This is a genomic window from Paenibacillus silviterrae (assembly GCF_030167925.1).
Classification (GTDB): Bacteria; Bacillota; Bacilli; order Paenibacillales; family NBRC-103111; genus Paenibacillus_G; species Paenibacillus_G silviterrae.
This window is the reverse complement of record NZ_JASKUT010000001.1, coordinates 3980313-3994517: the sequence shown is the minus strand read 5'-3', so window position 1 is coordinate 3994517 and position 14205 is coordinate 3980313. Positions and strand designations below refer to the sequence as shown.

Sequence of the window (14205 nt, the reverse complement as noted above, 5' to 3'; positions counted from 1 at the left end):
TTTATCGCGTAACTATGATGGGCTCCTTCTTGGTTATGACGATCGTATGCTCAAATTGTGCCGAGAGACTTCCATCCCAGGTACGCAGGGTCCATCCGTCCGCCTCCAGGTATACATCAGGTCCTCCCTCATTCACGATCGGCTCAATGGTGAGAACCATGCCTTCCTGTAGCAAAAAGCCGGTTCCCGGTCTGCCCGTATGGGTAAAGAGAGGCTGCTCATGGATCGCCCGCCCGATCCCGTGCCCCCTCAGCTCCTGAACGATCGAATAGCCTGCCTGTTCTACGTGCTTCTGCAGCGGATACATGACATCCCCTATCCGGTTCCCTGCAATCGCCCTCCGCAGTCCCAGCTCTAAGCATTCTTTCGCCGTGCGAACAAGCTTCTTGGCCTCGGGAGTAGCTTCCCCTATGAGATACGTACGGGCCGAATCCGCCAGCCAGCCCTGAAAGCTGCATACGATATCCAGCTTTACGATATCTCCGCTTTGTAAAGGAGCTTCTCTTGGAAATCCGTGTGCCGCTTCATCGTTAATCGAGATACACGTGGCATAAGGAAATCCTTGATAACCTTTGGTGGCCGGTTTGGCCCCATACTTCTCCAGGAATCGTTCGGCTTCCTCATTGATTTCCATTGTGGACACGCCCGGTTTCATCCAGGCCGCGATATGCGAATGAAACGCCGACAGGATGGCGCCTGCCTTTTGAATCTTCTGAATCTCCTCCGGTCGTTTGATATAGCCTTTAGGTCGCTTCATTTGGTTCCCCTCCTTCCGCCCGTCAGCCTCCCTTGCTCCATAGTACGCAATTGCATGAGAAAGTTGCACTGTGGTACCATAACCACACAATGATCTGTTCAAGGGGGCCTGACCGAATGATTCAGGATGCCGATTGGCAGGAGGAACGCAAGCGGCTGAAGCTTGTCTTACGGGAAGTCAAAAAAATTCTCGATAAGACGGAGGATCTCAGCGATCAACGAAAGTCTACGGTATTTGAAGCGCTGAAAGACTTCTGGGAAGACATCTCCGTGAACATGGCGAACCCGGACGATATTATGGAAACGGTGACGAGCATCACCCAACAGCAGATGATGCTGGCAGGCCAGGAGCGAAGCTTGATGCACGCAGAAGCCACACGCCATCGGATCGTTCGTATGTACCGTACCCCCTACTTCGGTCGAATCGACTTCACAGAGGAAGGGACTAACGACCGGGAGCAAATCTACATCGGGATCGCTTCCGTATTGAACGAGGAGACGCAAGAATACTTGGTCTATGACTGGCGGGCGCCGATCTCGAACCTTTTTTATGATTACCCGCCGGGCCCCGCCTCCTATGAAACCCCATCCGGTACGATCTCCGGCATGCTCAACCTTAAGCGCCAATACGTTATCCGTAATGGTGAGCTGCAAGCCATGTTCGATACCGGGGTGACCATTGGCGACGAGGTACTGCAGCATCTGCTCGGGCAAAGTGCGGATGATCGAATGAAAAGTATTGTCGCGACCATCCAGAAGGAGCAGAACCAAATTATTCGCGACGACAAGCATCAGGTTTTGATCGTTCAAGGCTCGGCCGGCAGCGGCAAAACCTCGGTCGCGTTGCAGCGTATCGCCTACCTGCTATATAAGCACAGAAATACGCTGAATGCGGATAATGTGGTCTTATTTTCACCGAACACGCTGTTTAACAGCTACGTTTCGAGCGTGCTTCCCGAAATGGGAGAAGCGAATATGCACCAGACGACCTACCAGGAATATTTGCAGCTGCGATTGGGCTCGCGATTCGATATCGAAGACCCTTACTCTCAGATGGAATACATCTTAACGGCCCCAGCCGGCAGGGAGCTGGAGGTACGCCGTCTCTCGATCCGTTTTAAGTCTTCCGAAGCGTTTCTGGCCATTATGGATGCCTACGCCGCCCGTTTGGAGCAAGAGAGGGGCATGCTGTTCCATGATCTGGCTTTCCAAGGTCGTATCCTTATCTCAGGTCCAGCTATACGTGAACAGTTCTACGGAATGGACCCGAGCCTCAAGATAACGAACCGGCTCGGTTTGCTTAAGGACTGGCTTCTGAAGGAGCTTAAAGTCGCAGCCAAGAAGGAACGTCAAGCCGATTGGGTCAAGGATGAGCTTGAGCTGCTGGATAAGGAGGACTACCAGCGGGCTTATGAGGCTATGCGGAAGGTAAATGATGAGCGGGAAATCAGTTTTGACGATGCCCGTCTGGAGACACAGTTTCTTGCCAAATTTATCGTTCATGAACGTTTTAAGCCGCTGCGCCAAACGATCCGTAAGCTGCGGTTTCTATCGGTAACGGCGATGTACGAGCAGCTGTTTACCGGCTCCTGGCTTCAGGAGGCAGCCGAACAGGCGGGCATCGTGCTGCCTGAAGGAATGGATGATGTGGCCCGGTTTACCCTTACCCAGATCCAATCCGGACACCTGCACTATGAGGATGCTACCCCTATGCTCTATCTCAACGAGCTCATTGAAGGCTTTCAGTCATACAATACGGTCAAGCATGTATTCATAGACGAGGCACAGGATTACACCGCATTCCAGTATGCTTTCCTCGGGCGATTGTTTCCGCGCAGCCGGCTGACGCTTCTCGGGGATTTCAATCAAGCCATCTATGCCCATGCGTCGGAGCAGGACGGTTATAACGTGCTTTACCGGCGTTATAGTCCGGAGCAGGTTCGGATGATCCAGTTGGTCCGCAGTTATCGTTCCACGGAAGAAATCGTAACGTATTCCAAATCGATTCTTCCTGACGGGGAGCCTGTAGAGCCCTTCCGCCGCAGCGGTCAGCCTCCTAAGGTGACTGCGGCTTCTGACTCCGGTGCCCTGGCAGCAGCCATTGCTGAGGAAACGGGCTTACTGCTGGCTAAAGGGGTTACCTCCATAGCAATCATCTGCAAAACGGCTCAAGAGGCTGCTGAGGCCCACGAGCTTCTCAAGGACTGTATATCGGTCGAGCTTATTACGAAGGAATCCCGGGACTTCCACGGAGGGCTCCTGGTGATCCCGGTGTACTTGGCCAAAGGATTGGAATTTGACGCTGTACTTCTTTTCGATGCCGGGCAAGACAAGTACGCTAAAGAAAGTGAACGTAAGCTTCTATATACCGCTTGTACCCGGGCTATGCACCACCTGTCTATATTTTACACGGGTGAACCTTCTCCTTTTCTTCCACCTGCTGGAAACACCTAAAGATTTGCTAAAATGAGCAGAGAATCGTCTTTTGACGATTCTCTTTTCTTAGGGTGCATGGTAAAATAGTGGCATTCTGTGTTGCGAGGTGTAGACAGCATGCCGCTTAATAGCCGCTATTATGTAGTTTACGATGAATTTACGATCTCGATTTGTACCTTGCTTGAAGAAGTGTTTGAAGCTCTTGCCGGCGGGTCGAATCTTTACGGCTATACCGATGATGAGCAGCTTGCGCAGTTATTGATGACGGAATGCTTTCATATTCTTGAAAAAAAGTAATTCATATGTCATATAAAAACAACATCTTCTTACCAAAGATAAGAAGCTTGCATATACGAAGTAAAAAGACCCCTTTCTCTTGAAGGAAGGGGTCCTTTTTTTAACGTTCATTTCCTTATTAGCCTTCCCCGTTGTTATGACGGGAATGGTTTTGATTTTTTACACGCTTCGATCCGGATAACGGCTCATTTTGAGCGGCATGTTCTTCTTGATTCTGACGTCCGCTTGGAGGGTTAACTACCTGCGTCTTATTCTTAGGCATATCGCGTCTCCTCCTTATTCTTTATCTAACAGCATTGTGCCGCCGGGTTCTTTATCATGGTTTAATGCGTCCTGATGACGGTGATCATTGGTTTGCTGCTGACTTTGCTGGGCCTGCAGACTATTTACCGTGTTCTTTTCCAAATCCTTCACCACGTTTTGCAGGTTCTTATCGACGTTGCTTTTATTTTTCGTCATCGTAGGGCGACCTCCACTCTAGCTTGTAAGATCATGCAGCTGCGAAGCACACTCGTGAATGTGACGAACATAATCATCAATTAGTGTTTGAATCGTCGCTGTGCGTTCATCGACATGCATTCCCGCACTTTCCACATCAACCAGCTCAACCTTCACTTCTCTCGAGTCCACATAAGTACATTTAAAGTCAAAGCTGTAACCGCTGTGCCCAGCCGTTTCAATGGTAATGCGGAGCACCTTCTCGTCTGCCTCATCGGCTACCACCTTTGCCTTATCCGATGAATTTAACACATTCGGCAGCGTCTTATCCCACGCTTCGGCAAGCTTCTGCTGGCTAATTTGCAGCGTATCTGTTCTGCTCATGAGATTCCACCTCCACGTACTTAAAATGCGGAATCCCAGACCCCTTTATACGGAAAAGCCGCAGGGGAATTTTAGACAGCACAGTCAGCTCTGTCCGGTGGGATACGGCTGCTGGCAGCCGACTGCGATGTATTCCTCCCGCAGCCATGCTCCAACGAACCTGCGGTTCTCATCCCACCGTCCCTGTCCGCCAACAAAAAACGACCCCGCAGGGTCGTCATCTTATATGTATGGCGGAGAGGGTGGGATACGGCTGCTGGCAGCCGACTGGGATGTATTCCTCCGAAGCTCTTGCTCCGACGAACCTGCGGTTCTCATCCCCCCGTCCCCGTCCGCCAACAAAAAAACGACCCCGTAGGGCCGTTACCTTTTATGTATGGCGGAGAGGGTGGGGATACGGCTGCTGGCAGCCGACTGCGATGTATTCCTCCCGCAGCCATGCTCTGACGAACCTGCGGTTCTCATCCCACCGTCCCTGTCCACCAACAAAAAACGATCCCGCAGGGTCGTTATGCTTATATGTATGGCGGAGAGGGTGGGATACGGCTGCCTGCAGCCGACTACGATGTAATCCTCCCGAAGCTCTTGCTCCGACGAACCTGCGGTTCTCATCCCCCCGTCCCCGTCCGCCAACAAAAAAACGACCCCGCGGGGTCGTTATGTTTATATGTATGGCGGAGAGGGTGGGATTCGAACCCACGGAGGCTTGCACCTCGGCGGTTTTCAAGACCGCTGCCTTAAACCACTCGACCACCTCTCCAATTGGTGACAAGAAGCATTGTATCACAGATCAAAAACGATTATCAAGCGTTATTTTCTGCTGATCCGGTCAATTCCACCCATATAAGGGCGTAGAACCTCCGGTATCACAATACTGCCGTCCTCCTGCTGATAGTTCTCAAGGATTGCAGCAACTGTGCGGCCAAGGGCAAGGCCTGAGCCGTTCAACGTATGCACAAACTCCGGCTTCGCTTTGGCATCGCGGCGGAAACGAATATTGGCACGTCGTGCTTGGAAATCCTCAAAGTTGCTGCAGGACGAAATCTCGCGATAGGAATTCCCGCTTGGGAGCCATACCTCAAGGTCATACGTCTTGGCCGAGGAGAACCCGATATCGCCCGTACAGAGGCTCAGTACACGGTACGGCAGCTTCAGCAGCTGCAGCACCTTCTCGGCATCCGCCGTCAGCTTCTCCAGCTCGTCATAGGACGTTTCCGGAGCCACCAGCTTTACTAATTCAATCTTATTGAATTGATGCTGGCGAATCAAGCCGCGCGTATCTCTCCCGGCGGAGCCTGCCTCAGACCGGAAGCAGGCACTGAAGGCTACGAAGTACTTCGGCAAGTCCTCAACGGCAAGAATATCCTCCCGGTGATAGTTGGTTACAGGAACCTCAGCTGTCGGGATTAAGTAATAATCCGTATCCGTCAGCTTAAAGACATCCTCTTCAAACTTTGGAAGCTGTCCTGTCCCTGTCAGGCTATCCCGGTTGACGATATAAGGAGGAAGCATTTCCTCATAGCCGTGCTGATCCGCATGCAGGTCCATCATAAAGTTCATGAGAGCACGCTCTAAGCGCGCACCGAGTCCCTTATAAAACACGAACCTGGATCCTGTTACCTTCGCCGCCGCCTCGAAGTCAAGAATGTTCAACTGCTGTGCCAATTCCCAATGAGGCTTTGGTTCATAGGAGAATGCGGTTGGTTCCCCGATACGGCGAATTTCTACATTCTCCTCCTCGGAATGTCCTACGGGCACTGTTCCATGTGGAACATTCGGAATTGACATGACAATCGCGTCTAATTCCGCTTCCAGCACACGAATCTCATCGTCGAGCCCTTTTATGCGATCACCGACAACCTTCATTTCTTCAATAAGGTGGTCCGCATTTTCCTTCGCCTTCTTCAGTGCCGCGACCTCTTGAGACACAACATTCCGTCTATTCTTAAGCTGCTCCACCTCTTGAAGCAGCTCTCTGCGCTTAGCATCCAATTCCGTGAAACGATCCAGCTCTGCAGGAACGCTGCCCCGGTTGGCCATGCCTTGCTTTACTTTCTCCATATCACTGCGCAACAGCTTTACATCCAACAAGGGAAACCCCTCCTACCTCGTGTCACGTACCATGTCTAGGAAATATGCATGCATCCGTTCATCATCGGTCAACTCCGGATGAAACGAGGCTGCGAGCAAGTGCCCTTGGCGGGCTGCTACAATCTGATCCTGATAAGTCGATAAAATTTCCACACCTGTGCCTACCGATTCAATCAAAGGAGCCCTGATAAAGACAGCCCGTACATCCTCACCGATCCCCTTGACCTTCAGATCCGTTTCAAAGCTCTCTCTCTGTCTGCCAAAGGCATTGCGGGCCACCTGAATATCCATCACGCCGAGATGAGCTTCATCCTGACCAGAAATCTCCTTAGCCAAGACAATCAATCCGGCGCAAGTTCCGAACATCGGTTTGCCTTGGGAAGAAAACTCGCGAAGTCCGTCAATGAACCCGTAAGTACGCATTAATTTTCCAATTGTCGTGCTTTCCCCGCCGGGAATGATGATGCCGTCCACCTCGGCCAGCTGTTCCCTTTTCTTGACAACAACGCCCTCGGCACCGGCCTTTTCTATTAAACGGATATGCTCAGCTACTGCACCCTGCAGTGCCAATACACCGATTTTCATACCAGTTACCTTCTTCCTTCGCTTACCTTGGCTTCGTTAATCTTACCAGCCGCGTTCGGACATCCGCTCGGAGGCTTGCAGCTTGGAGATCTCGATCCCTTTCATCGGCGTACCCAAATTCTTGGATACTCTGGCGATCAACTCATAGTCTGTATAGTGTGTAGTAGCCTCCACAATCGCTTTGGCAAACTTTTCAGGATTATCCGATTTGAAAATACCGGAGCCCACGAATACACCATCAGAACCCAAATGCATCATCAAAGCCGCATCAGCAGGTGTTGCAACTCCGCCTGCAGCGAAGTTTACTACCGGCAGTTTGCCTGTCTCATGAACCTGAAGCAGCAGGTTGTAAGGAGCGCCCAGCAGCTTTGCTTCATTCATCAGCTCATCGCGGGACATAGCTTGTACCTTGCGAATTTGGGAAACCATCATACGCATATGACGAACGGCCTCTACGATGTTTCCTGTTCCCGGTTCGCCCTTCGTACGGATCATGGAAGCACCTTCCCCGATTCTCCGCAGCGCTTCTCCCAGATCTCTTGCTCCGCATACGAACGGAACCGTAAACTCGCTCTTATTGATATGGTACACTTCGTCAGCAGGTGTCAGTACTTCACTCTCATCGATGTAGTCTACACCCATAGATTCAAGGATTTTTGCTTCGACAAAATGTCCGATCCGTGCCTTTGCCATAACGGGGATGGAAACGGCCTTCATTACCTCTTCCATCACCGTAGGGTCAGCCATACGAGCTACGCCGCCCGCCGCACGAATATCGGAAGGTACCCGCTCCAAAGCCATAACAGCCGAAGCTCCTGCCGCTTCCGCAATTCTCGCCTGCTCTGCATTCATGACGTCCATGATGACGCCACCCTTTTGCATTTCAGCCATACCCTTTTTCACTCTGGACGTTCCTGTCTCCATGTCCGAACTCCTCCTAATCTATACAATAAACTAAAGTCAAATGCCAAATTTAGGCCAAACTAACTAAACAAATATTTTACATGAATCTTCATAAATATACAATAACTATGCCGACATTCCCCTTATCCCTGAGGCGTTCCGCCGAGCATATCTACAAAAAAGTTTTTAATCGCCCGGAAAAACAATCGGAACCAGCCGCCCTTCTCCACATCCTGAGTCGCAATGAGGTTCACAGGGTACTCTTTGCCATTGTAAGTAACCTTGGCAATACCAAGCACCTGATCCTTCTGAATCGGCGCCTCCAGCTTGCTTGCTTCAACAGGCTCTGCAGTCACAACGAATTCTTCAGGCTTTGCATCCTTTTTAGCAACAATATTCAAACCAGTCTGCGTCACCACAGGTACCTGCAGCTCTACACCTTTTTTAATATGGACGGTTTTCAAGGAATCTATTTCCGACTTTGCCGTAAGCACTTGCTTCAGCTGAAAATTATTAAATCCATAATCCAGGATCTTCCGGCTTTCCTCAAACCGCTTCGGCTCAGTTTTCGCTCCCATGATAACACTAATCAAACGAATTCCGTCACGTTCGGCCGTACCGGTAAAGCACCAGCCCGCCTCGTTGGTATGTCCTGTCTTTAGACCGTCCAATCCAGGATAGGCATATCGTTTGAAATTGAGAATATCCTTATTGCCCTCCAGCATCCAGTTCCAATTGACCATTGGTGCTTTATCTGTAGGTCTAAATTTCTGAGAAGGAATTTTCGTAAAATCAAGCACATCTTTATGATCTTTAACAATATTGTATGCTAGAATGGCGGCATCTCTGGCGGTCATTAACGTCTCGCCTTGAATTTCTTTCGGTACGTAAGGAGCCTTCATATCTGCGCGGGACAACCCTGTGGCATTAATAAAGTTGGCTGTTTGGGACATCCCCATCTCTCTAGCCTTTTCATTCATTTTCTTTGCGAAGTTTTCCTCGGTGCCCTCAAGAAACTCCGCCAATGCAACCGAAGCGTCATTACCCGAATAAATCGACATCGCCGAGAACATATCCTTAACCGTGGCCTTCTCATTCTCTGCCAGAAGGTCACCGGAACCAATAACCGTTGCAGCATTAGCAGTCGTATTCACCATATCGGTCATCTTGATCTTACCGTTCTTTACGGCATCCATGACCAGATACTCCGTCATCATTTTGGCCATACTTGCCGGTGGCAGCGCTTCGTCAGCATTAAGCTCATAGAGCACCTGACCCGTCGATGCTTCCATTAGAATGGCCGATTTCACATCCAGCTTCAAATCCACAGGGTCTGCTGCCATAGCTGCCTGGGGTTGTGTCCAAGCCAGAGACGTAGTAAGTACAATAAGAGCCATAAACGAAGTGGAAACGCGCTTCACTGACTTAAACATCCTCTCACTCCCATTATTCGTATTGTGATTCTTTGAAAACAAGCAACATCTATTTTACCATAAGCCCTAATGCTGTACAAAAAAGAAAAAACAGGAGGAAGTTTCCTCCTGTGGTTTGCAATAAATTAAAGGGAGTAGTTTGGCGCTTCCTTCGTAATCTGAACATCATGAGGATGGCTCTCACGAAGGCCGGCACCGGTAATGCGAATGAACGTTGTATCATTGATCAGCTCTTGGATGGTAGCTGCACCACAGTAGCCCATACCCGAACGAAGTCCGCCGATCAACTGGTAGATGGTATCCGCAAGTGGTCCCTTGTAAGCCACACGGCCTTCAATGCCCTCAGGTACCAGCTTACTTTCGTTCTCTTGGAAATAACGGTCCTTGCTGCCTTCCTTCATTGCTCCAAGGGAACCCATACCGCGATACACCTTGAACTTCCGTCCTTGGAAAATCTCCGATTCCCCAGGACTCTCATCCGTTCCTGCGAATAAGCTTCCGATCATTACTGCACTTGCGCCTGCTGCGATTGCCTTCGCTACATCACCGGAATACTTAATACCGCCATCCGCGATGATCGGTACATTGTATTCTCTTGCTACCGCTGCACAATCGTAGATAGCTGTAATTTGAGGCACGCCGATACCGGCAATAACCCGTGTAGTACAGATCGAGCCAGGACCGATTCCGACCTTTACGATGGAAGCACCTGCTTCAATCAGATCCCGTGTACCGTCTCCGGTCGCCACGTTCCCCGCACAAATCGGCATATCCGGATATTGATCACGCAAGCGGCGTACTGTATTCAGGATATTGACGTGGTGACCATGAGCGGAATCCACTACGATAAGGTCCACACCGGCCTCTACGAGAGCCGCGGCACGCTCCATGACATCCTTCGACACACCGAGCGCTGCACCGACCAGAAGCCGTCCTTGAGCGTCCTTCGCTGAGTTCGGGAACTGGATGGCCTTCTCAATATCCTTGATCGTGATGAGCCCCTTCAGAATGTTGTTCTCATCCACCAAAGGGAGCTTTTCAATCTTATGCTGCTGCAAAATGATCTCTGCTTGCTGCAATGTAGTTCCTACAGGAGCCGTTACCAAGTTCTGCTGCGTCATCACTTCACTGATCTTGATTGAGTAATCATGTACAAAGCGCAGGTCACGGTTCGTAAGAATACCAACCAGCTTCTTCTGCTGATCGCAGATAGGTACCCCAGAGATCCGGTACTTGGCCATTAAGGCTTCCGCGTCGTAAACATGATGGTCAGGCGTTAAATAAAAGGGATTCGTTATAACGCCGCTTTCCGAGCGTTTCACACGATCTACTTCCTCCGCTTGCTGAGCGATCGGCATGTTCTTATGAATGATACCGATACCGCCCTCCCGTGCCATAGCAATGGCCAGCGCGGATTCCGTTACCGTATCCATTGCAGAGCTCAAGAGTGGAATGTTCAGTTTAATACTTCCCGCCAGCTCCGTAGAGATGTCGATCTCCTTACCGAATACCTGAGACTTTCTAGGAACAAGCAATACATCATCGAACGTCAAGCCTTCTTTACCAAATTTGGTTTCCCACACAACCTTAATCCTCCTTTATTTCTATACCTACCGAAAGATATTATTGCAATCTTAACAAAAGCCCAAAATTGGTGTCAAGCTTAAAGTTCTAATCACCTTTAGTATGCCTTGAATATGAGAAAAAGAGCCTTCCGGGTTTCACCCCATAAGGCTCTTGTGCTGCTTGGCGACGTTCTACTCTCCCAGGACCCTTCGGTCCAAGTACCATCGACGCTGGAAGGCTTAACGGTCGTGTTCGGTATGGGTACGCGTGGTTCCCTTCCGCCATCATCACCAAACCGGATTTTTCGTCAGAAAATATCCATCAAGGCTTGCGCCTTGAAAACTGGATTCGAAACTTCAGCAAATGTCATATGCTTTATAGGATAAGCCCTCGACCGATTAGTATTCGTCAGCTCCACACGTTGCCGCGCTTCCACCCCGAACCTATCTACCTCGTCGTCTACAAGGGGTCTTACGAATTGGGAAATCTCATCTTGAGGGGGGCTTCACGCTTAGATGCTTTCAGCGCTTATCCCTTCCGTACTTGGCTATCCAGCCGTGCCTCTGGCGAGACAACTGGTACACCAGCGGTACGTCCATCCCGGTCCTCTCGTACTAAGGACAGCTCCTCTCAAATTTCCTACGCCCGCGACAGATAGGGACCGAACTGTCTCACGACGTTCTGAACCCAGCTCGCGTACCGCTTTAATGGGCGAACAGCCCAACCCTTGGGACCTACTTCAGCCCCAGGATGCGATGAGCCGACATCGAGGTGCCAAACCTCCCCGTCGATGTGGACTCTTGGGGGAGATAAGCCTGTTATCCCCAGGGTAGCTTTTATCCGTTGAGCGATGGCCCTTCCATTCGGTACCACCGGATCACTAAGCCCGACTTTCGTCCCTGCTCGACCTGTATGTCTCGCAGTCAAGCTCCCTTATGCCTTTGCACTCTTCGAATGATTTCCAACCATTCTGAGGGAACCTTGGGGCGCCTCCGTTACTCTTTAGGAGGCGACCGCCCCAGTCAAACTGCCTACCTGACACTGTCCCCACACCAGCTAATGGTGCCAGGTTAGAACTCCGATACGATCAGGGTGGTATCCCAACGGCGCCTCCACCGAAGCTGGCGCTCCCGGCTTCCTAGGGCTCCCACCTATCCTGTACAGATCGTACCAAAGTCCAATATCAAGCTGCAGTAAAGCTCCATGGGTCTTTCCGTCTTGTCGCGGGTAACCTGCATCTTCACAGGTATTAAAATTTCACCGGATCTCTCGTCGAGACAGCGCCCAAGTCGTTACGCCATTCGTGCGGGTCAGAATTTACCTGACAAGGAATTTCGCTACCTTAGGACCGTTATAGTTACGGCCGCCGTTTACTGGGGCTTCGGTTCACAGCTTCGGATTGCTCCTAACCGCTCCCCTTAACCTTCCAGCACCGGGCAGGCGTCAGCCCGTATACTTCGCCTTGCGGCTTCGCACAGACCTGTGTTTTTGCTAAACAGTCGCTTGGGCCTTTTCACTGCGGCCCCCTCGGGCTATTCACCCTACCGAGGCACCCCTTCTCCCGAAGTTACGGGGTCATTTTGCCGAGTTCCTTAACGAGAGTTCTTCCGAGCGCCTTAGCATGCTCTGCTCGCCTACCTGTGTCGGTTTGCGGTACGGGCACCTTCTCCCTGGCTAGAGGCTTTTCTTGGCAGCTTGAACTCATGACCTTCGCTACTTGAATTTCGCTCCCCATCACAGCCCAGCCTTAACAGTTAGCGGATTTGCCTACTAACCAGCCTCGCTGCTTGGACGGACATCCATCAGTCCGCGTCACTATCCTTCTGCGTCACCCCATTGCTCATAACGGTTCACGGTGGTACAGGAATTTCAACCTGTTGTCCTTCGACTACGCCTTTCGGCCTCGCCTTAGGTCCCGACTTACCCTGAGCGGACGAAACCTTCCTCAGGAACCCTTAGGCTTACGGCGGACAAGATTCTCACTTGTCTTTTCGTTACTCATACCGGCATTCTCACTTGTAACCGCTCCAGCTGTCCTCACGATCAACCTTCACTGCTGTTACAACGCTCCCCTACTGCCCTCGGTGCAAACTTGTTTGCACCTGGACTCATAGCTTCGGTGGTGTGTTTAGCCCCGTTACATTTTCGGCGCAGAGTCACTCGACCAGTGAGCTATTACGCACTCTTTCAATGGTGGCTGCTTCTAAGCCAACATCCTGGTTGTCTTTGCAACTCCACATCCTTTCCCACTTAACACACACTTGGGACCTTAGCTGATGATCTGGGCTGTTTCCCCTCTTGACAATGGATCTTAGCACTCACTGTCTGACTCCCGGGTTAAAGTCTGCGGCATTCAGAGTTTGACTGGACTTGGTAACCCTTGGCGGGCCCCGCACCCAATCAGTGCTTTACCTCCGCGACTCATCACCCGAGGCTAGCCCTAAAAGCTATTTCGGGAGAACCAGCTATCTCCGAGTTCGATTGGAATTTCTCCGCTACCCCCACCTCATCCCCGAATTTTTCAACATTCGTGGGTTCGGGCCTCCAGTGCGTGTTACCGCACCTTCACCCTGGACAGGGGTAGATCACACGGTTTCGGGTCTACGTCTACGTACTTATTCGCCCTATTCAGACTCGCTTTCGCTGCGGCTCCGGCTTCTCACCTTAACCTTGCGCGTAAACGTAACTCGCCGGTTCATTCTACAAAAGGCACGCCATCACTCTTTAACGAGCTCTGACTTCTTGTAAGCACACGGTTTCAGGTTCTTTTTCACTCCGCTCCCGCGGTTCTTTTCACCTTTCCTCACGGTACTGCTTCACTATCGGTCACCAGGGAGTATTTAGCCTTGGCAGATGGTCCTGCCGGATTCCGACGGGGTTTCACGTGTCCCGCCGTACTCAGGATCCGTCTAGAGTCTCGGTTGCTTTCGGTTACGGGGCTGTTACCCACTTTGGCCGGCCTTTCCAGACCTGTTCGCCTACCAACCTGCACTCATATTGACGTCCTACAACCCCAAGGGGCAAGCCCCTTGGTTTGGGCTGTTCCGCTTTCGCTCGCCGCTACTGACGGAATCACTTTTGTTTTCTTTTCCTGAGGGTACTTAGATGTTTCAGTTCCCCTCGTCTGCCTCCTACACAGCTATGTATTCACTGTGTGGTACGTGAGTATTACCTCACGCGGGTTCCCCCATTCGGACATCCCCGGATCAAAGCCTGCTTACGGCTCCCCGAGGCATTTCGTCGTTCGCCACGTCCTTCTTCGGCTCCTGGTGCCTAGGCATCCTCCGTGTGCTCTTATTAGCTTAACCAATCGTTC

Annotated in this window: 12 protein-coding genes, 1 tRNA gene and 2 rRNA genes; 2 read left to right on the top strand and 13 right to left on the bottom strand. The window is 51.0% G+C overall.

Features of this window, described 5'->3' with window-relative positions; genetic code table 11:
• Position 1 precedes the first annotated feature (1 nt).
• Positions 2 to 757: a type I methionyl aminopeptidase gene (map, locus tag QMO62_RS18410; RefSeq protein ID WP_284643084.1), complete on the bottom strand. Its 756-nt coding sequence runs from the start codon at positions 755 to 757 to the stop codon at positions 2 to 4.
• 116 nt (positions 758 to 873) lie between these two features.
• On the opposite strand from map, the gene helD reads away from it, so the two are divergent.
• On the top strand, positions 874 to 3210 hold the full coding sequence (gene helD, locus QMO62_RS18405) for an RNA polymerase recycling motor HelD (protein WP_284643082.1): 2337 nt from the start codon (positions 874 to 876) through the stop codon (positions 3208 to 3210).
• 99 nt (positions 3211 to 3309) lie between these two features.
• Positions 3310 to 3489: a hypothetical protein gene (locus tag QMO62_RS18400; RefSeq protein ID WP_284643080.1), complete on the top strand. Its 180-nt coding sequence runs from the start codon at positions 3310 to 3312 to the stop codon at positions 3487 to 3489.
• 118 nt (positions 3490 to 3607) lie between these two features.
• On the opposite strand, the gene QMO62_RS18395 is transcribed toward QMO62_RS18400, so the two are convergent.
• From QMO62_RS18395 to QMO62_RS18340, 12 genes are all read right to left on the bottom strand, one after another.
• Positions 3608 to 3751: a small acid-soluble spore protein P gene (locus tag QMO62_RS18395; protein WP_284643078.1), complete on the bottom strand. Its 144-nt coding sequence runs from the start codon at positions 3749 to 3751 to the stop codon at positions 3608 to 3610.
• A 14-nt stretch (positions 3752 to 3765) separates the two neighbouring features.
• Complete coding sequence (locus QMO62_RS18390) at positions 3766 to 3948, bottom strand: hypothetical protein (RefSeq protein WP_284643076.1); 183 nt, start codon at positions 3946 to 3948, stop codon at positions 3766 to 3768.
• A gap of 18 nt (positions 3949 to 3966) precedes the next feature.
• Positions 3967 to 4311, bottom strand: a complete 345-nt coding sequence (locus QMO62_RS18385; RefSeq protein ID WP_284643074.1) for a hypothetical protein — start codon at positions 4309 to 4311, stop codon at positions 3967 to 3969.
• A gap of 363 nt (positions 4312 to 4674) precedes the next feature.
• Complete coding sequence (locus QMO62_RS18380; RefSeq protein ID WP_284643072.1) at positions 4675 to 4923, bottom strand: hypothetical protein; 249 nt, start codon at positions 4921 to 4923, stop codon at positions 4675 to 4677.
• Between the two features lie 60 nt (positions 4924 to 4983).
• Positions 4984 to 5071, bottom strand: a tRNA-Ser gene (locus tag QMO62_RS18375).
• A 50-nt stretch (positions 5072 to 5121) separates the two neighbouring features.
• Positions 5122 to 6402, bottom strand: a complete 1281-nt coding sequence (gene serS / locus QMO62_RS18370; protein WP_284643070.1) for a serine--tRNA ligase — start codon at positions 6400 to 6402, stop codon at positions 5122 to 5124.
• Positions 6403 to 6414: 12 nt separating this feature from the next.
• Positions 6415 to 6987, bottom strand: coding sequence for a pyridoxal 5'-phosphate synthase glutaminase subunit PdxT (gene pdxT, locus QMO62_RS18365; protein ID WP_284643068.1), 573 nt, complete (start codon positions 6985 to 6987; stop codon positions 6415 to 6417).
• Between the two features lie 42 nt (positions 6988 to 7029).
• On the bottom strand, positions 7030 to 7911 hold the full coding sequence (gene pdxS / locus QMO62_RS18360; protein WP_284643066.1) for a pyridoxal 5'-phosphate synthase lyase subunit PdxS: 882 nt from the start codon (positions 7909 to 7911) through the stop codon (positions 7030 to 7032).
• A gap of 122 nt (positions 7912 to 8033) precedes the next feature.
• On the bottom strand, positions 8034 to 9323 hold the full coding sequence (locus tag QMO62_RS18355) for a D-alanyl-D-alanine carboxypeptidase family protein (protein WP_284643065.1): 1290 nt from the start codon (positions 9321 to 9323) through the stop codon (positions 8034 to 8036).
• Positions 9324 to 9448: 125 nt separating this feature from the next.
• Positions 9449 to 10906 (bottom strand): IMP dehydrogenase, encoded by a 1458-nt coding sequence (gene guaB / locus QMO62_RS18350; protein WP_284643063.1) that lies wholly within the window; start codon positions 10904 to 10906, stop codon positions 9449 to 9451.
• Positions 10907 to 11067: 161 nt separating this feature from the next.
• Positions 11068 to 11184: ribosomal RNA gene (rrf, locus tag QMO62_RS18345) — 5S ribosomal RNA — on the bottom strand.
• Positions 11185 to 11267: 83 nt separating this feature from the next.
• Positions 11268 to 14197 (bottom strand): 23S ribosomal RNA (locus QMO62_RS18340).
• Positions 14198 to 14205 lie beyond the last annotated feature (8 nt).